Source organism: Pleionea sp. WD8-19, from assembly GCF_055326765.1.
In genome coordinates, this window is record NZ_JBUZOU010000016.1 from 1 (window position 1) to 25,948 (window position 25,948).

General features: G+C 42.4%; 26 protein-coding genes. 7 read left to right on the top strand and 19 right to left on the bottom strand.

What is annotated here, in order from left to right:
- Positions 1-223: 223 nt before the first annotated feature.
- The 7 genes from ACTUJY_RS16380 to ACTUJY_RS16410 form a co-directional block, all read right to left on the bottom strand.
- Positions 224-2,122, bottom strand: coding sequence for a putative bifunctional diguanylate cyclase/phosphodiesterase (locus ACTUJY_RS16380; protein ID WP_463617199.1), 1,899 nt, complete (start codon positions 2,120-2,122; stop codon positions 224-226).
- Entirely contained in the window at positions 2,119-3,690 is a 1,572-nt protein-coding gene (locus ACTUJY_RS16385) for a sensor domain-containing diguanylate cyclase (RefSeq protein ID WP_463617200.1), read from the bottom strand. Before ACTUJY_RS16385 ends, ACTUJY_RS16380 begins: the two co-directional genes overlap by 4 nt.
- Complete coding sequence (locus ACTUJY_RS16390) at positions 3,683-4,117, bottom strand: hypothetical protein (protein WP_463617201.1); 435 nt, start codon at positions 4,115-4,117, stop codon at positions 3,683-3,685. Before ACTUJY_RS16390 ends, ACTUJY_RS16385 begins: the two co-directional genes overlap by 8 nt.
- A complete protein-coding gene (locus ACTUJY_RS16395; protein WP_463617202.1) occupies positions 4,117-5,331 on the bottom strand; it encodes a hypothetical protein in 1,215 nt (404 codons plus the stop codon). The genes ACTUJY_RS16390 and ACTUJY_RS16395 overlap by 1 nt, the downstream gene beginning before the upstream one ends.
- Positions 5,332-5,485: 154 nt before the next feature.
- Positions 5,486-6,442, bottom strand: a complete 957-nt coding sequence (locus ACTUJY_RS16400; RefSeq protein WP_463617203.1) for a bifunctional helix-turn-helix transcriptional regulator/GNAT family N-acetyltransferase — start codon at positions 6,440-6,442, stop codon at positions 5,486-5,488.
- A gap of 134 nt (positions 6,443-6,576) precedes the next feature.
- Complete coding sequence (locus ACTUJY_RS16405) at positions 6,577-7,791, bottom strand: ABC transporter permease (RefSeq protein ID WP_463617204.1); 1,215 nt, start codon at positions 7,789-7,791, stop codon at positions 6,577-6,579.
- Positions 7,792-7,793: 2 nt separating this feature from the next.
- Positions 7,794-8,645, bottom strand: a complete 852-nt coding sequence (locus ACTUJY_RS16410; protein ID WP_463617205.1) for an ABC transporter ATP-binding protein — start codon at positions 8,643-8,645, stop codon at positions 7,794-7,796.
- Positions 8,646-8,785: 140 nt separating this feature from the next.
- On the opposite strand from ACTUJY_RS16410, the gene ACTUJY_RS16415 reads away from it, so the two are divergent.
- Complete coding sequence (locus ACTUJY_RS16415; protein ID WP_463617206.1) at positions 8,786-9,517, top strand: YIP1 family protein; 732 nt, start codon at positions 8,786-8,788, stop codon at positions 9,515-9,517.
- 162 nt (positions 9,518-9,679) lie between these two features.
- Here ACTUJY_RS16415 and ACTUJY_RS16420 read toward each other — a convergent pair whose 3' ends face one another.
- The 12 genes from ACTUJY_RS16420 to ACTUJY_RS16475 form a co-directional block, all read right to left on the bottom strand.
- Positions 9,680-10,660, bottom strand: a complete 981-nt coding sequence (locus ACTUJY_RS16420; protein ID WP_463617207.1) for a TIGR01620 family protein — start codon at positions 10,658-10,660, stop codon at positions 9,680-9,682.
- Entirely contained in the window at positions 10,657-12,024 is a 1,368-nt protein-coding gene (locus ACTUJY_RS16425) for a YcjX family protein (RefSeq protein WP_463617208.1), read from the bottom strand. Before ACTUJY_RS16425 ends, ACTUJY_RS16420 begins: the two co-directional genes overlap by 4 nt.
- 203 nt (positions 12,025-12,227) lie before the next feature.
- Positions 12,228-13,568, bottom strand: coding sequence for a tetratricopeptide repeat protein (locus tag ACTUJY_RS16430; protein ID WP_463617209.1), 1,341 nt, complete (start codon positions 13,566-13,568; stop codon positions 12,228-12,230).
- A 25-nt stretch (positions 13,569-13,593) separates the two neighbouring features.
- Positions 13,594-14,214 carry an energy transducer TonB gene (locus tag ACTUJY_RS16435; protein ID WP_463617210.1) on the bottom strand — a complete coding sequence of 207 codons (621 nt, stop codon included), beginning with the start codon at positions 14,212-14,214 and terminating at the stop codon, positions 13,594-13,596.
- 2 nt (positions 14,215-14,216) lie between these two features.
- A complete protein-coding gene (locus tag ACTUJY_RS16440; RefSeq protein ID WP_463617211.1) occupies positions 14,217-14,621 on the bottom strand; it encodes an ExbD/TolR family protein in 405 nt (134 codons plus the stop codon).
- Between the two features lie 13 nt (positions 14,622-14,634).
- Positions 14,635-15,141, bottom strand: coding sequence for a MotA/TolQ/ExbB proton channel family protein (locus ACTUJY_RS16445; protein WP_463617212.1), 507 nt, complete (start codon positions 15,139-15,141; stop codon positions 14,635-14,637).
- 2 nt (positions 15,142-15,143) lie between these two features.
- Positions 15,144-16,484: a MotA/TolQ/ExbB proton channel family protein gene (locus tag ACTUJY_RS16450; protein WP_463617213.1), complete on the bottom strand. Its 1,341-nt coding sequence runs from the start codon at positions 16,482-16,484 to the stop codon at positions 15,144-15,146.
- A 5-nt stretch (positions 16,485-16,489) separates the two neighbouring features.
- Positions 16,490-17,269: a DUF3450 domain-containing protein gene (locus ACTUJY_RS16455; RefSeq protein WP_463617214.1), complete on the bottom strand. Its 780-nt coding sequence runs from the start codon at positions 17,267-17,269 to the stop codon at positions 16,490-16,492.
- 346 nt (positions 17,270-17,615) lie between these two features.
- Positions 17,616-18,044, bottom strand: a complete 429-nt coding sequence (gene pspC, locus ACTUJY_RS16460) for an envelope stress response membrane protein PspC (protein ID WP_463617215.1) — start codon at positions 18,042-18,044, stop codon at positions 17,616-17,618.
- Positions 18,037-18,288, bottom strand: a complete 252-nt coding sequence (gene pspB, locus ACTUJY_RS16465; RefSeq protein ID WP_463617216.1) for an envelope stress response membrane protein PspB — start codon at positions 18,286-18,288, stop codon at positions 18,037-18,039. Before pspB ends, pspC begins: the two co-directional genes overlap by 8 nt.
- Positions 18,289-18,327: 39 nt before the next feature.
- The gene (gene pspA, locus ACTUJY_RS16470) at positions 18,328-18,990 is read right to left on the bottom strand and encodes a phage shock protein PspA (protein WP_463617217.1); all 663 of its coding nucleotides are present in this window, start codon (positions 18,988-18,990) and stop codon (positions 18,328-18,330) included.
- Positions 18,987-19,214 carry a hypothetical protein gene (locus ACTUJY_RS16475; RefSeq protein WP_463617218.1) on the bottom strand — a complete coding sequence of 76 codons (228 nt, stop codon included), beginning with the start codon at positions 19,212-19,214 and terminating at the stop codon, positions 18,987-18,989. Before ACTUJY_RS16475 ends, pspA begins: the two co-directional genes overlap by 4 nt.
- Positions 19,215-19,398: 184 nt before the next feature.
- Here ACTUJY_RS16475 and pspF point away from each other — a divergent pair, with 184 nt between their 5' ends.
- Genes pspF through ACTUJY_RS16505 form a run of 6 tightly spaced genes read left to right on the top strand, consistent with a single transcriptional unit; the run spans position 19,399 to position 25,947 of the window.
- Complete coding sequence (pspF, locus tag ACTUJY_RS16480) at positions 19,399-20,412, top strand: phage shock protein operon transcriptional activator (protein WP_463617219.1); 1,014 nt, start codon at positions 19,399-19,401, stop codon at positions 20,410-20,412.
- Positions 20,409-22,076: an ABC transporter substrate-binding protein gene (locus tag ACTUJY_RS16485; RefSeq protein WP_463617220.1), complete on the top strand. Its 1,668-nt coding sequence runs from the start codon at positions 20,409-20,411 to the stop codon at positions 22,074-22,076. The genes pspF and ACTUJY_RS16485 overlap by 4 nt, the downstream gene beginning before the upstream one ends.
- Positions 22,073-23,092 carry an ABC transporter permease gene (locus ACTUJY_RS16490; RefSeq protein ID WP_463617221.1) on the top strand — a complete coding sequence of 340 codons (1,020 nt, stop codon included), beginning with the start codon at positions 22,073-22,075 and terminating at the stop codon, positions 23,090-23,092. Before ACTUJY_RS16485 ends, ACTUJY_RS16490 begins: the two co-directional genes overlap by 4 nt.
- Positions 23,089-23,985: an ABC transporter permease subunit gene (locus tag ACTUJY_RS16495; RefSeq protein ID WP_463617222.1), complete on the top strand. Its 897-nt coding sequence runs from the start codon at positions 23,089-23,091 to the stop codon at positions 23,983-23,985. Before ACTUJY_RS16490 ends, ACTUJY_RS16495 begins: the two co-directional genes overlap by 4 nt.
- Entirely contained in the window at positions 23,982-24,992 is a 1,011-nt protein-coding gene (locus ACTUJY_RS16500; protein WP_463617223.1) for an ABC transporter ATP-binding protein, read from the top strand. Before ACTUJY_RS16495 ends, ACTUJY_RS16500 begins: the two co-directional genes overlap by 4 nt.
- Positions 24,985-25,947: an ABC transporter ATP-binding protein gene (locus tag ACTUJY_RS16505; protein WP_463617224.1), complete on the top strand. Its 963-nt coding sequence runs from the start codon at positions 24,985-24,987 to the stop codon at positions 25,945-25,947. The genes ACTUJY_RS16500 and ACTUJY_RS16505 overlap by 8 nt, the downstream gene beginning before the upstream one ends.
- Position 25,948: the final 1 nt, after the last annotated feature.

Genomic DNA, 25,948 nt, shown 5'->3' on the forward strand with positions numbered 1-25,948 from the left:
AAGTTCTAAGTTCTAAGTTCTAAGTTCTAAGTTCTAAGTTCTAAGTTCTAAGTTCTAAGTTCTAAGTTCTAAGTTCTAAGTTCTAAGTTCTAAGTTCTAAGTTCTAAGTTCTAAGTTCTAAAAGGATGTTGTTCACACTCTGCCATGTCTACTATATTTCTCATAAGTTTTTACTTATCACCTATCACTAAGCGCTTAGTGCTTAGTGCTTAGTGCTTAACATTTATGACTTATCATTTTTTTTCAACAAATCGAAAAACGCATCGGCCGGTAAAGGTTTCGACCAATAATACCCCTGCCCGCACATGCAGCCTAGTTCACGCAGTTTTTCCATCGTTTCCTTATCTTCCACCCCCTCGGCAATGTTTTCCAATTTCATCACCTGGCTCATTTTAATGATCGCGTTGACGATGTGCATACTTTGTTTCGACTGCAGCATGTTACTGACAAACGTTCGGTCAATTTTTAACGTGGACGCATTAAATTTATCCAGATAATTCAAATTTGAATAGCCAGTGCCAAAATCATCAATAGCTATGCTGACGCCATGATGAACAATCTGATAAATCTGCTCTTTAATATGTTCGCTATCGTCGATAAACATCGACTCAGTGATTTCCAACTCTAAAAAATACGGTTCCAATTGTGCATTATTCAATGCTCTAAAAATAATACTGGGTAAGTTACCTCGACGAAACTGAACCGGTGATAAGTTAACCGCAACACTCATGGCTTTATGACCGGCATCATGCCAGCGTTTACAATCTTGGCAAGCGGCCTCCAAAACCCACTTACCGATTTCATAAATGATACCCGATTGTTCAGCTGCAGGCACAAATTCCTGTGGAGAAATAATGCCAAAATCCGGTTTACGCCAACGGATCAGCGCTTCCGCTCCGACGATTTTTTGCTGAGTCAAATCAATCTTGGGCTGATAAAATACTTCGAATTCACTTTTCTCCAACGCAACTCTTAATTCTCTGACCAGCTGCACGCGTTTGTTAACATAATGTTCCATTTCGAGCTCAAAAAATTTGTAATTTTGCTCCTCCTCTTCTTTGGCATGGGACAAGGCGGTATGAGAACGTTTCCGTAATGAATGATAATCGCGTCCATCAAATGGCGCTAAGGCAATTCCGAGACAGCCTGCCACTTCAATGTCATAATTTTCAATTTGAATCGGCCGGTATATATTCACCAAAATTTGATGACAAAGTTCAGCGATTTCTTCATAGTCGAGCGCTTCCATTAATACCACAAACTCATTTCCAGACGTTCGATACAAGGTTTTACGTTTATCCATGAGCCTGGATAAACGATTTGCCAACCGACAAATCACCTGATCACCAACGTCATGCCCGAGCGATGAATTCACCCATTGAAATTTTTTAATATCCAGAGTAATAAACGCAAGCATTTCTTCCTGAGCGGTCATTCTTAATAACGCGCGCAAATCGGATTCGCACACCAACTCGTTTGGCAACCCAGTCAGGCGATCCACTTGCAACATTTGTTGCGATTTTAGCTGGGTTTCATGATGTCGTTTACTCTCAGCACTCAATTGCTTGATCAGACGCTTAATGTATACAGAAATATAGGCCATACCCGCGCTAAATATGGCGAGAATAATGGTCAAGTTATTTGCCTTTTCCCACATAGAGTCGCCGGTTTGAAAGCTTTTTTCCAGCAAGCCTTCATAGTAGGCATAAGCAAAAAAGTAATAAGCAACGAGCATAAAAATGACCAAAGGAAGTACTAGTGCTCGACCGCCTAACAGCAATGCAAATATTAAAATGCAAGGAAAAGCCAAAATTGAAGTATCGTATAATCCGTCATTTTTCCATGCGAGATAGCAAGCAAAAATTAAAACAGTCCAAATCAACATTCCGGCGACAATATTAGTAGTATCACTGCTAACAAATAAATACAAAAACAACAGTACCGTCATTGTCACCGAAAGCTCTAAAAGCCAACTGTGACCGCCAAAAAATAGGTTGTTGATCAATACCAGCGTTAAAACAGAAAGAAATGCCCCTAATACGGACTTCACCTGCTTTACCCTCTTTTCAGGGTCTTGGTAAACTAACAGCGAAAAGTCGTCGGGTGTGGACTTGTCGTTCATTCGTTTATCTCGTTAAAAAATCGGAGGTATTCCTTTGGATTTTCATCTTTTATTTTCTTAACGGCATACATCGCAAGGTCGGCTTTCTGAATTAACATTTGCAATTGCTGTGCATTTTCTGGATAAAAAGCAACGCCAATGCTAGCACCAATTTCGATATGCGAATTAAAATAGTTCAAAAAATAAGGCTTTTTGATTTTAGTCATTAATTTTTTCATTAACTTTTCGATATCTCGCTGCTCTATTTTTTTGAGTACTAGAACAAACTCATCACCTCCCCAACGGCAAGCAATATCGTCCTTACGCATGGTTCTATTGAGGATGCCCGATACATGAATTAGTATTTCATCTCCTACATCGTGGCCATACACATCATTCACCTGTTTGAAATCATTCAAGTCCATTAATAACAAGGCGAAAGGCATTTTTTGAGCAATAAGCTCATGCAATTGCTTTTCTGCCGCATGTCGATTCAACAGCTGCGTTAATTGGTCAAAATCAGCAAGCTGACTGAGCCGCTCCAGTTCTTTTTTACGCTTAGAAATATCATGTAATGTCACCTGATAATATTCTTTCAAATCATCCGATATAATTGACGTAACAACAACCTGTGTCCATACACTGTTGTCATGATCATGGTGAATCAGCTCGAACTCGCCCGTTGCTATTTCATCGTTAGCGAGTGATGTTTGCACCGACTTTAACAACAGCTCTGAGTCTTCAAATAATTCACAGAGTAGTGGCCCATAGTTCTTTTTAAATTGACAGTTTATTTTTTTTAGCATTTTCTGAAACGCACTATTGAACAACAGAATGCTTCCTCGTGGTTCCATCAATACAATGGGCGATACCGAATTTTCAAATAACATACGGAAGCGTTTTTCCAACACTTCAATGTCACTTCTTAATTTGCGTTCTTCACTGAGTTGAGACTCTGTTCTTGCCAGTAACCGATTCACATCGCGTACCAAAACACCAAGCTCACTGTTTTCATGAAAGTCTGGAGTTTCTATCCGATCGGAAGAGCCGGGCGATAAATGATGCAAGCGACTGGCAATACGTATCATCGGGCGAGTGATCAGTACGTAAGCGATATAGATAGCAATTACGGTGACCAGAAAGGCCTGCGCAATTAATGCCGTTGAGTTATTTTCACCAATACTTTTCGCTCTTTGTTTAATGTACTCCAAATCGGGCGCTATCAATAATGTCCCGACCTCCTTTTCTTTTTCAAATGGCGAGTAAAGTTTAAACACCTGCGGAGAAGGTAACTCTTCTTTCATATTTGGGACAACATGATGCTCGAAACGTATTTGCGCCCCTTGAACGATATCATTTGTGTTTAAACCGTTAATCACTTCTTTAGCCAGTTCGGCATCACCGAGGTAAGCAGCAATGGATGCTGTGGATGATACCGTTTGAAAAAGCTGGCGAATTTCCTGATTGGAAACGTCCACTTCATTCAGGTAGGTCAAACGATAAAATATTTGTGCAGAAATAAAGCCAACGGCTAAAGAAGAAAAGGCGATGACGACCGCCAGTCTGACTAAAAGCCCACTTTTATTCATGAAATTGGTACACCACTTTTACCTCTTCCGTGAGTTGACTGCGAGGAACATAACCAATGGCGTTATCATTTTGTATGACAAATGTTATCACAGAGGCGTGACTATCCTGTGCAAGGGGTGGTCGAGCTCGGCCGGTAAATTTAATGCGCGACCAATAGGCATTGATACGAGCGAGCGACATACCCACCAACTTTTTGTAAAAAACGCTTTTGACACCACTCTCATCGTTATTATCCGCAGGCTTAGCATCGATACCATTTGGAAAAGCGACGTATTTTCCCATAAAAAGATCGATTAACTGTGAGCGCGTCATCGAATTTGTTGCGTTGCTTTTATTGATGATTACCACAAGATCGTCTTCTACTTCAGCGCGAGCGGGCAGAAGAAAAAGCAACAATAATATGAAGACGATTTTCAGTTTTAACATTAGAAAATAAAGCTTACGTTCATAAACACCGCATTAACCGTTTCTTTGCTGGTATCCGCTTCGCTACGATTCAGCCATAGCGTTCCTCCTCGTTCGTCAATTCGGGTGCGCTCCCATTGCAATTTCAACGCCATATTGTCGTTAAAGTTCCAACGCCAACCCATAGAATAACTGTTTTGTTCGGAGGCAAAAAAGTTACCCGCGCCATTAATTGAGGCGATAAGCGCCTCAGGTAACAAAGGGGCGACAGGATCATTGAAGGTATAATGGTCCGCTTCAGAGTAAGCATAAGTTGAATACAGTGAATGCTCATCGAACAGATAACTGAAACTGACGTAGCCATTGTTTAATGTACGAATTAACAAGCTTTCACCGCTGATACGCGACAGCTCTGCCATAAAGTTCCATTGGTCACTGGAATAGCGAGCACTGACGGACGCATAACGCGCCTTTTGATTTCCCAACGAAATCGACTCAGCATAAGCTTGCCGGTTTGGCCAGACGAACTCGGGGACCTGCAATATTCCATCGATTAACTGTTGCGACGATTGGATCTCTTCATCAATTTCGACCGTGACATAATTGGCTTTTAAGTGCCAGGTGAGCGATTCCAATTCTAAAGAGAGTGCTCTCACTTCATCGACTTTGACTTCTTCACTGATCTGATAACGCGATACATCGGATTGACTTTTACCCGCAGAAAACTTTATTCGAAAAGTAAAAGGATCCCATTGGCGGGTATAACTCACATCACCACCATCGAGATGTCGGTAAGGAATGATGCCATACACTTCGTTAGGTACTTTGGCCCAAGTATAGGCAAACCCAATGTCACGATACTCTGTTAAATGAAACAAATCGATCGCCGTTCGTCCTAACCGAATAGACCATTCAGCCGAAAATGAGTAACGCACAAATGCAAGGCTGGTCGCGGTGTTCCAATTAAGGTTATTTTGGCCTCGATACACAGCCTGATAGACCAAATCAAATGCATCGGATGCACGATAATCCAATTGCACTCCCAGCACACTGGTCGTCGATAATTCATGGTCACCCTCAAACACACCGTCTTTGTACGAAATATCGGTGCGATAACCGTAACGTTCAGAATCAACGAAAACAGTCCCCAAAGTACCGAAGCCACTTAAATTCAAGGTGTCGGCGGCAAAAAGAGGGAAACACAGGATTCCAATGATAAGTCGTTGAATTTTCACAGAGTATTGATGACCGTCTTATATTCCATCTAACTATAGAACAAAATCCTTTATCTTCAAAGTGTTACGTGCCTTTATATCACTAACACGATGCGTAAAACGTTTCATTAAAGAATCAATAAGAACGCTTCAATTGAGTTTGCTCGTTTCGCTTTTAGCGATCATAATACTCCATATAAACATCGGCGCGCCGATAATGAGACTCACCATCGGGTTTAAGTTTTTGTTGAAACCCCGCTGATTCGTAAAGTTTCAATGCCGGTTTAAGCTTGCTGTTGGACTCCAAAAATAATCGTTTCCGACCACTTTGCTGAAAAAAATTAATTGCGTGATTCAGTAATCTACGACCAATTCCTTTTCCTTGAATCGATTCAGTCACTGACATTTTCGACAATTCAAAACTCGTACTGTCGGTTGCTATAAGAGCAGCAGTTCCAATAGGGTTTCCTTTTTGAAGGGCGATAAATATTTGCCCTCCAGAGTCGAGAATGTATTTTTGTGGATTGGATAATATTTCATGATCAATGGCTTCAACGTAAAAATATTTTTCCAACCATTCTATATTTAATTGCTTAAATGCATTGGCATAGCGTGGCGCATAATCGACAATTTGAATATCGGAATCCGGTTCGGATTGCAACGCATTTAAAACGCGGTAACGAAAAGGCTGTTGATTTTGATGTTGCTCTATTTGTGCTAAATGATTTAACAGCTCGCTTCCTCGACCGTCCAATACTGCGTCCAACTGTTTACCAATTTGCCAGAATACCTTTTCCAGTTTATCAAGACATTCGTATCCTCGAGGTGTCAAACTGAGTAAACGTTTTCGTTCGTCGAGCGCGTCGGGCGCATCAAATACAAAGTCTTCGGCCAACAGCTTGCGGCTCATTTGACTCACAGCGGAATGGGTTTGACCGAGACAATCCGCCAACTGGGTGATCGACAGCTGCCCGTTATCTTTGATCAAAAGTAAAATTGGTACGGTGCGCGAAGACAGAGATAATCCCATCGTTTGGTAGATATCATCGACTTCTCTAAAGAGTTGATCGGAAATTTTCTTGCAATAGGAACCAAGTGTTAACAATCCGTAATGCGATAAATCAAACGACATATTTCAAACTGAGTTTTACGTTAGTAATTACGTAAATATTAACTTAGACGACCCAATCCCTTTGGTCAACCAACTCTTCATAAAAAAGGCGACTTTACGTCGCCTTTGATTTGTCGTTTACTCGATGCAATAAGTCATGACCGAAATAGCACGGACTCTCGGTTAAACCAAAGATTACAGAAATAAAGAAGTCCTCCGGCCAACACAGTGGTTGAAAGGAAAATAATACCAATCATCCCGTAATCGACCGTGCCTTTGACAATTTCCTTAATCGCTAACGATACATTGGTGATGGGGACCCAGGCCCAGGTGGAGTCGAGTTGAACGCCCGGCAAAATGGAAAATATAATCGGAATGAACGAGAGCATCATTATGGGCGACATATAGTTCTGCGCTTCTTTAAAGTTTTTGGCATAAATGGAAGCGCAAAGCAGCAAAGAAGCGAAGATGGCAGCCACCGGTGTTAACATTAAAAAGACCATAAAGATATCGGATAAATGAATAATCTCCGTCAGTTTTTGCAACGCTTCAACTGCAAATACGTTTAACGCGAGTAAACTCCAAAGGACCAAGCTAAACAATAACAAAAAGACTGTAATAAACCCTGTCGTAAAGATCACCAGAAACTTTGCCATGACGATCGTCGTTCTGCTGACGGGTGTTAACAACAAAGTTTCCAGTGTACCGCGCTCTTTCTCACCAACCCCCAAGTCGAGTGCAGGGTACATAGCTCCGGTTAATATTAGAATGATCAACATATAAGGCAAAATCCAGCCAATTTTTTCACCTTTATCTTCGCGATTATCAGCGGTATTAACACGTTTAATATCGATCGGCTTGGATATACCTTTCAGCTGCTCTTCACTTAAATTAAACTTGGATAGTAGATTTCCTTGATGCTTTTCACTGATGGTTTCAACGGCTGATTTTACCCGCTGATAAATCTTATTGGTGACAGTAGCATCATTAAAATGAAGCTCTAATTGCACTTGTGAACCTTGCGCCAAGGTCGATAACGCATTTTCGGGAATGACGAGCGCAAATTTGAATGCCTTATCTTTTATCGATTGCTTAATTTGTTCAGCATCATAGTGATCGATACCATCGATGCTTTTCATTTCGAAGTTGGGCTGCTTTTTTAGTTCTTCGACGATGGAAGGCATTTCACTTTGATTAAGCACAACGAATGATAAAACCTCTTTCTCCGCTTTTTTGTTGATTTTATTCATCGCAAAGCCGATACCAGCAAATATCAAAGGTAATATAACGGTAGGAAGTAAAACGGCAAAAATCAGAGTTCGACGATCACGAGCCAGTTCCAAAAATTCTTTTTTATATATTTCCCACATAATTATCCCTCCACCACAACTGCAGTTTCATTTGATACGGCTTGCTCTTTACCTGGAAACTTTTCATCATCGGCGACAAGGTTTAAAAACGACGAGTAGAGATCTCGTCCGTTACCTTTAGCCCGAAATTCTTCTAATGAACCGGAAAACTGTGTAATCCCCTTATCAATTAACGTGACCTGATCACAAACAGACTCCACCTCATGCAAATGATGCGTGGAAAAAATTACCGAGACATTACTGCCTCGATAAGAGGCAATAAAATCGACAATGGTTTTGGCAGAAATCACATCCAAGCCAGTGGTTGGTTCATCGAGTATCAGAACTTTAGGACTGTGGATCACGGTGCGGGCAATATTGGCTCGTTGTTCCATACCGGTAGAAAGGTCTTCCGCTTTTTTATCTTGGAACGAGTGAATATTAAGCATATCGAACACGTCATCAATTTTTTGCTCAAGCGCTTCACCGGACATGCCGTGCAGCTTACCGAAATAGCGAACATTTTCCCGAACCGTTAACCGACGGTATAAACTGGTTTTACCCGACAAAAAGCCAATTTGCTTACGCATCAGCAGCGGATGGTCGACCACATTTTCACCATCGATGAATATCTTACCCTGGGTTGGACTTAAAGCGGTTGAGAGCATTCGCAAAGTAGTGGTCTTACCAGCTCCATTTGGCCCTAATAAGCCGAGTACCTTACCGGGTTCACAGCGAAAGCTGACTTCTCTAACAGCATGAAAGTGGTGTGCATCTTCACGTGGATCTTTAACAAAAGCTTTCTTTTTCTTGCGTTCCTTTAATGCTACTTTATCGTAGCGAAACGACTTGGCTAAGTTTTGAACTTCAATCATTGCTTTCTCCCCAATTGTGGAATATTTGCCTCAGTCGTGCGTTTTAGATTTAACTTACATAAATAGACTCTAAATTTGTGTAATAAATTACTGTCGGTCATTACTAAACGAGCAAATTAATAACATTTTTGGGGATTAATATGAGTGAAGAAGCAACAATCGACACAAACAAAGACGATAACTTAACCATTGCAACAAACATCGTAATGACACCGGTAAAAGCTTTTGAGTCTTTAAAGTCCAACACTAAATTTTGGTTTCCGTTACTCGCCATTGTGATTACAACGGCTTTGGCATGGGTTCTTTATTACCAGGTAGTGGATTTTTCCTGGATGGTAGAGCAAATGGTTGAAACACAATCTAAAGATGTCTCTCCTGCCCAAAAGGAGCAAGCCATCAATATGTATCAGTCTATGGGCGCTAATGTCATGATGGCGTTTTCAATAGGCGGCGCAATTATTGGGGTACCCATCATCTTTTGTATATACGCGGTTTATTACCTTATCGTGTCGAACATTCGAAATAATGATTTAACGTTTGGTCAATGCTTTAGTCTTACCTGTTGGAGTAATTTGGTTGGGTTGGCATCGGCTTTGGTTGGGCTATTGATCATCGCATTTTCCAGTTCGAATCAGATTCCTCAGTCTGCACTCAGAGGACTGAACTTGAACGACTTAATGTTCAACTTGCAACCTTCAAGTGATTGGTTTGGATTCGCGAGTAACTTCGACTTAACGATAATCTGGACTTCCGCGCTCGCTGCAATTGGCTATAAAGTGTGGACCCATTCTTCAACTTTTGCCTCAGTAATTATTGGGTTTCTACCGATGGCATTAATTTATGGAATATGGGCAATAATGATATTGCTTTAAATTTCATTTAAAAAGGTCATTATTCGTAGTTAAGTGTGCTAAAAAACGATTGAATGTACAAACCCTCAAACACACCGTCATTCAGACGATTGAAAGGTTTTCTGAATGACGTTTATGCTTTGTTCACATGCTTGTTCAAAATATAAAATGTGATAATCGCCGTCATTCTTTACTTAAATTCAGTAACCGCTCTTTCACCTGGCCAATTATCTCTCCGCGTAACGATGATATTTTTAGCTTTTTATCATCTTGAAGCAATAAAGGTCGACAATGTTCAATGGCTTTAATGCCAATTCTCAAGGAAATTAAACCGGCTCCGATACCTTGCGCAGCCCTCGCAGAAAGTTTAGTACCTAAACTGACGCCTAAAGACTCAAAGCTAGCATCCATGACCAATTCTTGCGCGCCCACTAACATCATATTCTTAAGCACTGCTTTTAAAATACGCAGCTTAGCAAATGGTGCTTGCGGAACACCGTATAATTCACTTATTTCTTGAAGCATCTTTAAATTACGCCAAAGAACAAGCAACATATCTATCGCCGCAAACGGGCTCAATGCAACCATTAATGAACAGTCTGTTGAATGTTTAATTATGATGGACTTCGCCTTCTCATCCAGCGGATGCAGTACATCTCGGTTGTAGAGATAAATGACTTCCGAGTCGTCTTGACAAATATGACTCTGACTCATAAACGCCTGGTAATTCGGTTGATTCAGTCCAAAACGATGTTGTTGAACCAGCTCAAGCAATGGCAATGCATTACCATGACTTTGTGTCAACTCTGTACTCTGCACTTTCGACCGCAATTCCATTTGCTTTTCAAAATTAGCATTTTGTTTAAAGAGTTTTGCTATTTGATAGGCGATATATCCAGATACTCCAGCTACAGCAGCGGTTAAACCGGTGCCCAAAATTTGATTGACTTCGAAAGCTGAAATTATCGCGCTAATAATTTGCAATATCGCCAGAACACTTATGATAATTACGACTATTCGAGTCACTTTGGAAGGTTTAAAGTCAACGTTTAAAGGCTCATTGTTAGCTATGTTTGCTTCAACCGCTTGAAGCTGTTTCTCGCTGTTGTCTGTCGTCTCAACTTTAAGCTTCACTTCGGAAGGCTTTAGGCGTACGGGTTTCATAAAAATAAATCTCCCAACAAAAACTCCATTAATTTACCCATTCGGATATGCGGTATTTCATCACCTTTCATTGGCGGTGGTAAATAGTCGGGTAAATCAAACTCAGCATCGACCAAATCATCCAATTTTTCGGGTAACAATCCAGGATAAACCACCATAGATTCCCCGTTTTCTTTCAGCTGCCCCTTAATACAATGAGTAAGCTTGCCATCAATTTCTGCGACAACAGGCTGCGTACATCGAATAGAAGAAAGCGTTAAATAGTCGACCTGAGAATTTAAAAATTTAAGCCGACTGTCGGTCCGATAGAAAAGGCTCTCAATACAAGACTGCAATCGGTACTGCTGATCGGATGGTATTTGGTCTGCTTTGGTTGCAGCAAAAAGAATCTTATCTATTTTGGGTTTCCACAAGCGAGTTACCCAAGAGGCGTTTCCATAACTGAACACTTTCACAAGCGCTTCAATCGCCTGTTGCATAATTCGGGTATTTGACGTTGTGCGATTTACCAAGTCGATGCAGTCTACGAGAATTAACTGACGATCCATCTTTTTGAAATACTCATCAAAAAATGGCTGCACTACTTGTTGCTTATATTGTTCAAATCGATCACTTAACACTTTATAGAGGTGAGAATTTTTTTGCTTTTCTCCCTCCAGCAAAAATGGGGGTAATGGAAAAAACTCTAGAATAGGCGTATCTCTCAATTCTCCTGGCATAATAAATCGCCCAGGTGTCAATAACGCATTTTCTCGTTTCAAAAGAAGTAAAGATTGAGTATAAAACTGCGCAAACTCGGCCAGGTCGACTTTCTCCAACGCTAAGCTTTCGAAATGTTCTAACCATCGCTCTGAAACTTCATTATTTTCTTCGAGCAGTTGATGGGCATAATGACACCACTGTTCAAAGTTTTGATTCAGCATGATGAGATCCAGTAACCATTCACCTGGGTAATCATAAATATTAACTTTTAGTGTATAACTGTCCTTTATCGCAGCAGCTAATCGATTCCGAGGCAAATATTTCAAAAGAACAGAAATACCCGATATAGAGTTTGTGGAGTTTGGCCATTGTTGCTGTTTGACTTTTTGGATATTGCCTGGGTAATCAAAACGCTTCACTTTTAAATCGGGTAGTTCACTGACTTCTGCAGCAATCAAACGGCCTTGTTCCTTAAGCTGAAAGAAGGGCAAATTGTTTAACTTATTCACAAACAAGCATTGATGAACTAACGACGTGATAAAGCTGGACTTACCCGCCTCACTGAATCCGGTGACACAAAGGTTAATATTTTGATGAAGTATTCGATCAGTAACTTCTTGTGAGCGCTGACTGAATCGATGTAACTTGGAAGAAATGTCCATAGTACCGATAAAATTAATTTTGCAATAATCAATGTAATTTGAAAATGCAGCGAAATGCAATTGGTATAAAGTAAGAAAATATATAAATGTTAAGCGGTATATTAAACAAGCCTTACCTGTTGCAAAGTGCAATTCAACGTTTAATTTGCACTAAAAAGGCCGCTAATGCGGCCTTAATCTTATTACTTCGAAGTAAACACAGGCTAGTTTGCAGCTAACTCTTCTAAGGTTTGTTTACGACGTTCAATATGGCCGCTCCATTGAGTCGCGCGTTTACGAACACTATCAAACTTTTTGGCTTTTTCTAGCGTTGCAATAGCCTCATCGAACTGGTTCGCATAGTACTGAGCAATACCTTTGTCGTACATGACTTTGCCTGTATCGTCTAACTTACCGCGACTGAGAGCTTTATCGTAAGCACGAACAGCATTTTGCCACTCATCTAAGAATGCGTACAATTGCCCCTGCTTGGCCTCGTACTCGCCAGAGTCAACGTGCTTAGCAGCTTCACCATAGGCATCAATGGCTTTTTTCAGCTCATTGGAGGCATGGTAATTCTGCCCGATGATTTGCCAAACTCTTTCGTTCGACTCATTTAAACCTTTCGTTACGCCTTCTTTTAACACTTCAGCTGCAAGAAATGGAACACCAGTCGTTGCATATAAAGACGAGAGTTGCTCATAATCATCTTTCTTGTCGAACAACTTTTGACGGTGCATTAGAGCCATAACAGCCAAAGACTTGGTGTAATTTTCAGATCCAGCGTAAAGAGCCCCTAACATACGCCAATTTGCGGGTTCTTTTGGCCAAACCTCAACCATTGCCGTTGCAACTTTAATCGTTCCTGGTTTGTCTTTCAGTTCATTATGGGCATTCAGTAAAAGGGAGTACAAATTCTTTTTGTGTTCATCGGACTTTTGTATCGCGATGTAAGCCGGACAAATCGACTCTCGTAGTTGTCCTTTTTGAGAGTAAATGCCCGCTAAAAACGTATAACCAATTTCTTGAGGATCGGTTTCCAAAGAAAACCACTCATTGATCAATTTAAGCGCCTTATCTAAATTCCCTTCGGAATACTGGTAACTTGCCAAATTCAATCGAATGGATTGCTCTTGCTCTAACTGTAAACTTTTTTCATTCAATGCAATTTCAAAGTAACGCATAGCCTGCGCGCTTTGGTTTAGATTGATATATACCAGGCCTAAATTATACGCAAGCGTAGCCTTTAAATAGGCGTTGGACTTATTTCGCTCGTACAATCCTTTTAAGATTTCAAGAGCGCCATTCATGTCTTCTTTGGCCATAAGCTCCTGAGCTTTCGACATTCTTTTATAAACGCCTTCAGGAGTCGACTTAAAGGGTCGCTTTTCGGGTTCTTTTGTAGCTCCCAACGTCTTACAATTTCGAGTGTATTTCGTAGAAAGATCCACCTGCTTTTTTGGTGGTTTTGCAGGTGCTTCTTTCTTCTCTGCAGCTTCAACACTGATAGAAAGAAAACAGGCCGTTAAAGAAGCAGTAACAATTAATTTCAATGATCTATTCATTCACCTGACCCAATTATGCATTCTTTTATTGCGTAAGTTTAAATTCCATCGTGTAGTACAAGTTCGGTTGCTCTACAGGTTTACCATCGACCACTTTCGGTTTAAAGCGCCATTTGTAAATGGCACGTCGGGCATCTCTGTCAAAAACACGTCTTGGATTCGCATCAACGATTTCGATATCTTTGGCATAGCCATCCGCTTTCACAGTAAACCGGAATTTTACATACCCTTCTATACCTTCCATTGCCGCTTTTCGAGGGTATTGAGGCTGAATGATAACCAGTGGAATCGCTTCTCCATCCTGACTCATCATTTGTTCCATACTGCCAATAAACATTCCAGAGTTACCAACATTCACATCCAACTTGGAAAGCTTAATATTCATTTGTTGAATATTTGGGTTAGTTACCTTAGACACCTTTTGAGTTTCCGGTGGTGGGGGTTCTTTAGGTGGTGGTGGCTTTTTGGGAACACGACGTTCTTTACGCTTTACCTGCTCTTCTACTTTCACTGAACCATAGTCAATAGCAGGGTATTCTTTCTTTTTATATTCACCTTCGCCACCTTTAACCAGGTACGACATCAGCACAAAGAGACCAAACGTAATGCCAGCACCCAATAACAATCCAATAAGTACTCGTTGCATAGTTAGTTCCTCGTTGCGGCGACCGAAACAGCCCTAACACCAGCACCTTTTGCGGCGTCCAACACCTTCATAACCACCCCTGCTTTGGAGTCTTTATCGGCCTGGATAACAATTGTACCTTCTGGTGTTTCTGCTTTGATTCGCATAATTTCAACTTTCAAACGATCCACATCGATGTTTTTATTATCGATGTAAACTTCACCTTCTTTAGTCACAGCAATAAAAACGTTAGCATCCGGGCGAGCGGTAGCAGTAATGGCGCCCGGGTTCGTAACTTTAACGCCAGCTTCTTTGACGAAAGACGCAGTGACAATAAAGAAGATAAGCATGATAAACACGATGTCGAGCATCGGTGTCATATCAATTTCGGCTTCTTCTTCTCTTCTCTTAGCAACTTGTCTTGGCATAAATCAAACTACCTTAATGTTGTGGCATTTTGTCTGCGAGCTGTTCGGCTTTCACTTTCGCGGTAAACTCTAATCGAGAAGCGATAAATAACCCGGACAATGCCGCCACCATTCCAGACATTGTAGGAATGGTTGCCTGGGTGATGCCCGAAGCCATGTCACGTGGATCGCCCGTACCAAACAAAGCCATCAATTCGAATACCGTGATCATACCCGTCACCGTTCCAAGTAGACCAATCATCGGGCAAATCGCGACCAATGTTTTAATAAACATCACCCCAGTATTCAATTTTTCCGACATTTGCGATATCCATGCATCACGAATTTTTCTCGCTTGCCATGACGTTGTATCACTTCGGTTATCCCACTCAGCAATCATTAATCGTGCTTCTTTGGGAAATACCAATGAAAAGTACCAAATGCGCTCGAAGATCATGGCCCACATTACGAACAAGACCGCTGCGACCGCGTAAAGTACGGGGCCGCCTGCGTCTATAAATTCCTGAACCAGGTCAAACATGTCTATTTGCCTTCTACGTGTTGCGCAATTAAACCTGCAGATTGCTCTTCAAGCATGTGTACCAGAGACTTTGATTTTCCAGCAACAAACGCATGAGCCAGAATCAATGGGATTGCCGCGACGATACCTAATACGGTTGTAATCAATGCCGAAGATATACCACCAGCCATGACGCTGGTATCACCTGCACCATAAAGAGTAATGCCTTGGAAGGTATCGATCATACCCGTTACCGTACCTAAAAGACCCATAAGTGGTGAAACGGCGGCAAAAATCTTGATGATTCCGATACGCGTTTCCAAACGAGGAAGCTCTTTCAGTACCGCTTCATCCAGTTTTAACTCTAGATTTTCAAAACTGTCGTCTTTATTGGCCATGTAAACCGACATCACTCGACCTAACGGATTATTGCCAGGTGTTGAGTCATTTGCTTGTTTTCGCATTTTAGAGCCAGTCGCACTTAAAACACCCAGTCGTTCAAGCGAAATAATTAAACCAACAATCAATACGCCGATAATGGAGAAACCAACAATGCCCGCATAATTTTGTACACGCTCAGGCCATGTTTCACGATCTTTCTCTGTATTCACAATTGCCCCAGAAGATGGGTCTAGAGGAAAGAGGGCAACCGCTCCAGAAGCCGTTTCATAATTCGACAACATGCCACTGAAACCACTTGGCTGCTTAGAAATTTCTTCCACATTCAAGGTTTGTCGGTTGTAGTTGATGTATTCACCATTCGCAACCAAGTTGAAGGTTCCCACTCGAATAATGGGCTTCGTTACCGCTTGACCACTTTTGTCTAACAGGTTGGCGTCAAAACGAACGATTTTGCCTTGTTCCGTCATTTCTGTTTGAAGCTCAACCCACAAACGACGTAACTCAGGAATTCTAGGAATTTCTTTTCGACCAGCCAGTTCCGTCAATATTTCATGACGTCCTGGGAATTGTGCACTGACAATCGAGTTGGCAATGGTTGCGGCTGCATCAGCAGATACTTGACGTACCACTCCAACCGCTTCTCCAAGGTTACCCAGTTTAATTCGTAACTGCTCGGTCATTTCTGCTAAAGACACTTCATTTTGATCGAACTGACTTTTTAATTCATCACTTCGCTTTTCTTCACGTGCCAGCTCGTCTTTAGCTTCATTTAATAAACGTTGTTGTTGATTACGTTCTGAACGAAAACGCTGTAACCGTTGCTGATTTTCACGCGACTCAACTTTTTCTGCATTTTTGACCAATTTCAATAATTGATCGAGCGAGTCTGCTTGCTGAACTTCTGCAGCTTGAGAGAATGAAAATGCCGCAGTTAACAATGTTGTTAAGATGACTTTATTCATTTTCATTACGCCTTCTCCGGAGTCGCTACAGGTAGTTCAATTAACTTCTTAGATTTCATACGAACATCTTTGATGGCTTTAATAACCGCTTCAACTTTTGAACCGTCAAGCCATTCGTAATTTTTCTTTGAAGGTACCCAGATTGCGGCCTGACGATTCGCACCACGTGTTGCGAAAACCAAAGCCGTGCGGCCAAACATCAAAAAGTCGACTTGTTTTTTCACACCATCAATGTCCATTTCATCTTCATAGACTTCAACTGAATTGCCGTAAGCAATTTCGGTGGTGTATGCAGTTAGAATACGGCGATACTTCTCAGATGTAGAAACATCGGCTCTTAGCATGGTATCTCGCAAACTGTCGATGCGATTCATGCGTTCTTCTTTTTTGAAAGGAACGTCAAGCTCAACAAATTTAGCCAATGCTTCAATCATTTCTTCCATTAATGGCATTAGACCACGTTCGGTTTCATCGACGGTATTCATTTGCTCTTGCAAAGAAGCCATCTCTTTTTCCTGTTCCTTTATAGAAAGTTCCAGGCGGCGATTATAGGCCTTGAATTGTTCGATTCGAGACAGAGTTGACTTGTACTCTGCATTCATATCGAGTGTTTGTTCAGCAAGACGGTCAATCTGCTTTTGAGTTGTTGCAGCATTTTTGTCGATTCGAGTTTCAACTTGAATCGATGGTTCCAGTTTACCGGCTGCGAAAGATGTCCCCGAGACAAAACTCAATAGAGTTGCTAGGCAGACTGTGAAAAGACGAGAAAATTGTTTATATAGCATGTGACTTCCTGAGTTTGCTTTGAAAGTTATGCTGGATATTACAGTTTGCTATGCACTCAAACTGCCCCATGGTCGCCTAACTACCAATCAAACTTTTGCTAAATGACTAATAATTAGACTGTTTTATTTGTTGTAAAAACAAAATAGCGCTACTCGACGAAAAACCGAGTTACGCGAATCGAACCGAATATAAACACTATTCCGCGTAGAGTCAATGCACCTAATGTTGATTAACTTGCTGATACTACGAAAAAAACGGCTTTTTTTTAACCAACGTTGAAGGGATGATTTTGGGGTTTTGGATCGAGGTCTGACCAGAGAAAGATTATCGCTTAATCAAATGCGGTTAATCTTTCATCTGTTGAAATTGCTTTTCCAATTGATATTTTCCTGAAGTAACATAAGCCTCCATACTCTCAACTCGTTGTCTTGCCTGACTTAACTTAGATTCAAGCTCTTTTAACGATACCGAAGTTGTGTCTTGTTTTTTTCGAAAGGTTTGCTTGACTTCATCCACTCGATCATAGAAGCGAGAGCATTTAACACTCGATTTTTCACTGGTTTTACCAGCAGGTGCAGGATCAAGAATAAAAAAAGCGACCAGGTAAGCTAAAATGACCAGGCCAAACCCGGTAAGAAAACCCACGACCAGCGTAATCGCTCGTACTTGCCATGCATCCCATCCAAATGCACGTGCAATTCCCGCACAAACCCCAAAAATTTTGCCCTGTTGAGGTAACCGGTACAAAGGTTGCTTAAACAACGAGCTATTCATATTTTTTTCTCCAATCCGGAGTTTCCGTATCCAGAATAGCTTCAAGATTTTTTATTCTCTGTTGTAAATCTTCCGCTACGTGATTTAAATGGTTTAACTGTTCGCTATCAACACTCTTACTCGCCGACGATTTATTCTGCTTCGATGATTTTTTTTCTGGCTCTCCGTAGTGGAGTTTTAACCATTTAGGAATTACCACCACAATAAACATGGCGCCCAATAAAAAAATGACCCAATCTTCCATCGATTTCACCCTTTACAATTCATTTTGACCATTGAATGTTTACTCAGACTTGAGCTTTGCCTTGAGTTCAGCCAATTCTTCATCCACTTTTTCCGACGATTCCAGTTTTTCAAATTCGGCACGTAAATCACTTTTACGACCGACTTGTAAACTATCGGCTTCGGCTTCTAGCTCATCGAGCTTACGCTCAAACTGTTCAAATTTTTCAACCACGTTAGTTGACTCGGAATCGTAAAGTTTACGGTTGACTTTTACGCGTGAAGATTGCGTTGAAAAACGCATACTAATGACTTGTTGGCGAGAGCGAGCGTCAACCAGTTTGTCTTGAAGCTGAGAAATCTCTGCGGTTAATTTAGCAATCGATTCATCTAAAACGGCTATCTGTCGATTCAACTCGCGGATATCCGTATCCAGTTTATGCTTTTCATTTAACGCTGCTTTCGCGAGATCTTCCCGTCCTTTAGTGACCGCTAACTCAGCTTTTTGCTGCCAATCTTGAGCTTCTGAATATAACCAATCGGCTTTGCGTTGCAACTCTTTGCGGTCGGCCAACGATTTAGCAGATACCGTGCGGACTTCGACCAAAGTATCTTCCATCTCCTGAATGATCATCCGAATCAGTTTTTGCGGATCTTCGGCTTTATCCAGCAATGCATTGATATTGGAGTTTATAATATCGGCAAAGCGCGAAAAAATACTCATGAACCTACTCTCCAGTTTTGCTCCTGTTGACTAACAGGCTGCGGTTCGATCACCACGTTTAACGGGTTAAATATATATTTGACTGCGTTTGAATGTTGTTGATTCTCGAACAACAAGCTCATCATGAAAAATAAGATGCCCAACAACGCCAATAATAACTGAGCCCAAATGCGAATTTTACGGATTGTTGTCGTTGATGTCTTCATTTCAATGCCAGGCTTCATGTGTTTTCTCCCTATTCAACCCGGTTAGATGCTGTTAATACTGAACCTAAAATCAAGATGTGTGCCAACCTTCAAGAACTACTAACATCATGTAATTAAAAGATTTTTTTAACTTTTTCTGGCAATCTGTTCATAACTCAGGTTAAATTAACTAAATTTTCGTCTTTTTAACCATAAACCGCCCATGCTGAATCGTCGCGAGCCGGACAATTTAATCGGTGAATCATCCAGCTTCCTTGAATGTTTGGAAAAAGTGTCACGCGTTGCCAGTCTTAACCGTCCGGTACTGATCGTTGGGGAACGAGGCACGGGCAAAGAGTTAATAGCGGCGCGACTGCATTACTTGTCCAGTCGCTGGGAACAACCTTTGATAAAACTCAATTGCGCAGCTATTAATGAAAACCTGCTGGAGTCTGAACTCTTCGGCCATGAAGCGGGATCATTTACAGGCGCCAAAGGCCGACACGCTGGTCGTTTTGAGTTAGCCGATCGAGGCACCTTGTTTCTGGACGAGCTTGCGACTTCTTCGCCATTAATCCAAGAAAAACTTCTCCGTGTGATCGAATATGGCGAGTTTGAACGGGTTGGTGGCAGCAAAACCCTTTCTGTCGATGTTCGATTAATTGCAGCGACCAACGAAGATCTACCTACTTTAGCTGAGCAGGGTCATTTCCGACACGATTTGCTCGACCGACTGGCGTTTGATGTCATAACCCTGCCGCCGCTTCGTCACCGAAAAGAAGATTTATTATTATTGGCGCATCATTTTGCAATGAAGATGACCATTGAAATGGGCCTTCCCATGTTTAAAGGATTTTCAGAAGCCGCAGAACAGCAGCTTTGTGACTATCACTGGCCGGGAAATATTCGTGAGCTAAAAAATGTTATCGAGCGCAGCGTTTACCTTTCCAATCATGAAGAACCCATTGAACAATTGACTCTCGACCCTTTTGAGTCGCCCTATCGTCCACAGATTAACCGCAAGGACAATAACAACAGAGAGGGTGGCTCACAGACATTAAACGCTGACTTTCCACTCGATTTAAAACAATTAATGCAAGATACCGAAGTCAAACTGATCCAGGACGCACTCGCGTATTCACAGTTTAATCAGAAAAAAACGGCGGAAGTGTTAGGCTTAACCTACCACCAATTACGCGGCTACTTGAAAAAATACAAACTGCTAGATGGCGCATGAAGATAGCTCAGCAACTTCCCTTATCGATAAACAAAAGCAAAAATTGGTTGCTGTGCGGGCTGATGTTGCTCGGTGGTTGTGAACCCGGTAGCATCGACTTAAAAGCGTACAACTCAACGTTGGTATATTGCTCCGAAGGCAGTCCGGACAGTTTTGATCCTCATACAGTAACCTTTGGCACTGCTTTTGATGCTTCTGCACGTCAACTTTACAACCGCTTGGTTGAGTTTAAGCCGGGCACGGTTGAGATCACGCCTTCGCTCGCCCGACGCTGGCGAATCAGTGAGCAAGGCACCCGTTATACGTTTTATCTGCGCGACGACGTAGAGTTTCATAAAACGGCCTACTTTACGCCAACACGTACTATGAACGCTGATGATGTCATTTTTAGTTTTAACCGTCAGCGACTGCGCGATCATCCTTTTCATCGTGTTGGTAATCGAGACTACTCCTATTTTGAGTTTCAAGGGTTAAATGCGTTGATCCGTGATATACATAAGCTCGATGACCATACCGTTCAGTTTGAACTTAACCGCCCTTCTGCACCGTTTCTCTCGGTATTGGCCATGGAGTTTACGTCGATCATGTCAGCGGAATACGCTGAGCAATTAAAAGCGGATTCGAAACTGGATCAAATTATTCATTATCCGGTGGGTACCGGTCCGTTTAAGTTTATTCGCTATCAGGCCGATGCTTATATTCGCTATCAGGCACACGAACGCTACTTTAAAGGCAAAGAAGCGATTGAGCATATTGTATTTGCCATTACGCCAGACCCCTCATTAAGATTTGCTCGAGTGACCGCAGGCGAGTGCGATGTAATGAGCAACCCACTGCCCATTCACTTGCAAAATCTCGATGAAAGTCGGCAAGTAAAATTGGTTAGCCAACGTGGACTCAATATCGCTTACTGGAGTTTTAATACGCGCAAAAAGCCACTCAACGATCCATTGGTGCGCAAAGCGTTAAATCATGCTGTTAATCGAGCCGCCATTATGAATGCCGTCTTTTATAATTCTGCCGAAATAGCGAAAAATCCAATTCCACCCGATATGTGGTCGTATAACGAAGAAATTGAAGACTTCGAATACAATCCTCAATTGGCTCGTAATCTTTTGTACAAAGCGGGTTATGCAGATGGTTTTGAAATTGATATCTGGGCGTTTCCAGAACAACGCAGTTATAACCCAAACTCGGTGAAAACGGCGGAACTGATCCAGCAGGATCTAAAACAGATCGGCGTTAAAGCGAAAATCATCACCTACGAAGTGGGGGCATTTTTACAAAAAGTAAAGTTTGGAGAGCATCAAACTGCGCTACAAGGCTGGATCGCAGACAATGGCGATCCCGATAACTTTTTGAGTTCACTGTTAAGTTGTGAAGCTGCACAAGTCGGGCAAAATTCAGCATTTTGGTGCAACGAAGAGTTCGACGCCATTATTCGAGATGCCAAAACCATTTCGAATAAAAAACAAAGAACACAGCTTTACCGACGTGCTCAACAAATTTTTAAACAAGAAGCGCCTTGGTTAACGCTGGCTCACACTCGGCAAAATATGCTCATCAATCAACGCGTTAAAAACTTAAAATTATCCTTGACCGGAGGCGTCTTTTTTAGCGGTGTTTCATTGGAGCCAAAATCGTTGCACAAGGTGGATCCGTGATCACTGTATTGTTGAGGCAAATATTTATTTTGATACTGAGTTTTTTTGGTATCACGCTGATTTTCTTTACTTTGACACAACTGGTTCCTGGCGATCCTGTGGTGATTCAATTTGGTAACCTACCCGTTGACAGCCAGGAATATCAACAAGCCGCACAGCAACTCGGGCTAGACCAACCTCTGGCAAAGCGCTACTTCATCTATATCAACCAGATATTTGCAGGTGACCTAGGGCGCTCGACCGTAACTAATCATCAGGTTTTGGATGAGTTTTTAACTTTTTTTCCTGCGACTTTAGAGCTGGGCATTTTCGCTTCATTTATCGCATTAGTGGTCGGAATACCCGCGGGTGTATTAGCAGCGGTTAGAAAAAACACCTGGATCGACAGCTTGGTCATGAGCACTTCTTTAGTCGGTTACTCTATGCCTGTGTTTTGGTGGGGTATGTTGCTGATTCTACTCTTTTCGTTAGGACTTGGTGTTACGCCAGTAGCCGGGCGCATCAGCTACATTTTCGATATAGAACCCATCAGCGGTTTTATGTTGATTGATACATTGCTGGCTTACCCTAAATACGAACTCGCGGCCTTTTATGATGCATTAAGACACCTCATTCTTCCTTCCTTTGTTTTAGCCACTGTACCCATGGCGGCCATTTCACGCATGACACGTTCAGCCATGATCGAAGTATTGTCTGCCGAATACATACTCACCGCTAAAGCAAAGGGGGTGAGCGACTGGAAAATCATCTGGGTACACGCCTTACGCAACGCCATGATCCCGTTAGCAACCGTCGTAGGATTGCAGTCGAGCGTCCTCCTAACCGGCGCTATCTTAACGGAAACTATTTTCGCTTGGCCCGGTGTTGGTAAATGGATGGTCGAAGCTATTTTTCGACGCGATATTCCCAGCATTCAAGGTGCCGTATTACTGGTCGCCAGTTTTGTCATTCTGATTAACGCCAGTGTCGACTTGTTGTATTCGGTTATTAATCCGCGCCTTAGGAAGCCCAAATGAATGAGATAAAAATTTATCGCGATATTCCCATTCCCGGGCGTTGGCAATCGTTTTGGAAACGCTATCGCCGCCATCGCGCGGCTATGTTTGGTTTAATATTTTTGCTGATTATCCTGTTGTTAGCCTTATTCAGCCCATTGTTTGCCCCTTATGATCCGGCCTTACAGTTCAGCGATGCTCTTCGTTTACCGCCGGCGTGGATGCCACAAGGCAATAACGACTTTTTGCTGGGTACCGACGATTTGGGCCGAGATTTGCTCTCGCGTATTATTTACGGTTCCCGGTTATCACTAGGGTTGTCTGCGATCGTTGTATTGATCGCGACGTTAGCCGGAGTCATTTTAGGTGCTATCGCCGGACTTAGCCGCGGTGTGATTGAGTTTGTTATTTTGCGTTTGATGGATATTATTCTTGCCGTTCCCTCACTGCTTCTGGCCATTGTTATCGTGGCGATTATTGGCCCTGGTCTGCCAAATGCCATTTATGCGGTAGCCATTGTATTGATACCGCATTTTGTTCGTATTGTTCGTGCGGCAATAAAAGAAGAAATGGCGAAAGATTACGTTATTGCCGCCCGACTCGATGGCGCTCACCCCATTCGACTGTTCAGTCATTCCATTTTGCCCAATATTTTGCCGCCGCTGATCGTACAAATCAGCTTGGCCTTTTCTACAGCGATTATCGATATTGCAGCACTGGGTTTTCTCGGACTAGGCGCACAGCCGCCTAATCCAGAATGGGGGACCATCCTTTCACAATCGCGAGATTTAATTCAACTTGCCCCATGGACCGTCACCATTCCCGGTCTTGCCATTTTGATTACCGTACTTAGCATCAATCTGGTAGGCGATGGTTTACGAGACGCGCTTGATCCTCGGGAGAATCAAACGTGAACCTGTTGCATGTCGAAAACCTCAGTGTCGAATTTCAAACCCATAAAGGTTGGGTACGCGTACTCGATAAAGTGTCAATGCGAATGAGCCGTGGCGAGGTAATGGGGATTGTCGGCGAGTCGGGCTCTGGTAAAAGTATGTTTGCGTTGGCCGTTATGGGCCTGCTTTCTCCAAACGCAAGAATGACCGCCGACTTCATCAGCCTCAATGGTCAGGATCTGATGAAATTCAACAACGATCAACGGCGTCAATTTATCGCTCAAAACGCGAGTATTATTTTTCAGGAACCTCAAACCAGTTTAAATCCCTGCTTTACCATTGGCAGCCAACTAACAGAAACCATCGAGTTACATGGGATCCGCCGCCGCTCAAAGCAAATTGAACGAGCTCTGGAGCTGTTAAACGCGGTTGGCATCAATGAGCCAGAAACTCGTATGAAGCAATACCCTCACCAACTTTCGGGAGGTATGAATCAACGGGTGATGATCGCAATGGCGATTGCCGCCGAGCCACAGCTATTGATAGCCGATGAGCCCACCACTGCACTGGATGTTACTATTCAAGCACAAATTATCGAACTGCTGTTAGAGCTCAATCGAACACGTGAAATGGGACTGATCCTAATCACCCACGACTTCGCACTGCTGGCCGAATCCACACAACGTGTGTGTGTGATGTACAGTGGTCAAATCATGGAAAATGCGGAAACGCGCAATATTTTGGAGCATCCTCGCCACCCCTACACGCGCGCACTGCTCGACAGTATTCCGCACATCGGAGAAAGGCATAGAACCGGACAACGACTGTATTCACTTAAAGGAACCATCCCCGCCATATATCATTTACCGGTAGGGTGCCGACTTGGCCCAAGGTGCCCAAGAGCGGCCAAAGAATGTGTAAAAACACCGCGTCTGGAAAATATCGATCAACACGGCCTGGTACGTTGTCACTTTCCGTTACCGATCACAACGAACACTGACAACAAGGACGATGTTGATCATGACTAAGCCGGTACTCGCAGTTGAAAACTTGAGTAAACATTACTTAATCAATCATTGGCGTCAAGGTGGTCCGGTTTTAAAAGCCATCGATAACATCAGTTTCGAACTTCAGCAAGGAAAAACCCTCGCCATTGTTGGTGAATCAGGATCCGGTAAATCGTCATTGGCCCGGCAGTTAGTCGGGATTGACTCTCCAACTCATGGCCAAATCCTTATCGACGATAAAGACATTTACCAATTGAGTCGGTTCGAACAAAAAAAACAGTTTAAAAAGATTCGAATGGTCTTTCAAAATCCAGCAAGCTCACTTAACCCCCACTCACGCATAGGGAAAACACTCGAGGAACCGCTTAAAATAAACACCAAGCTCGACGGTCATCAACGCAAACAAGCGGTTATAGAGGCGCTGCTTCGCGTTGGCTTGCGTGAAGAACACATGAACCGGTTTCCACATATGTTTTCTGGTGGACAACAACAACGCATCGCCATCGCCCGGGCACTGATGCTATCACCTAAAGTCATTGTTGCAGATGAGCCTTTAAGCGCACTGGATGTCTCTGTTCAAGCACAAATCATTAATCTGTTAATGGATTTGCAGGAAGAGTTAAAATTGTCTTATGTGTTTATTTCGCATGACTTAGGCGTGGTTGAACACATCAGTGATCAAGTACTGGTCATGTACCGAGGACAAATGATGGAGTACGGCGATGTGGATCAGATTTTTGATTCGCCAAAACACCCCTACACTCGGCGATTACTGGCTAGTACCCCGGTTTATAGACACAGTGTTTCAGTTAAGCCGCAAACCCTTTCCGAGGAATTTCGAGGTAAAGCCGCCCTAGCTCAAGGCTGCGTCTTTGCATCGCGCTGCCCTTATGCGCAAGCACAATGTTTAGAACAAGTACCACGTACCCGCAACATCAAAGGTCAACGGGTAACGTGTCATTGGCCGCTGGATTAAG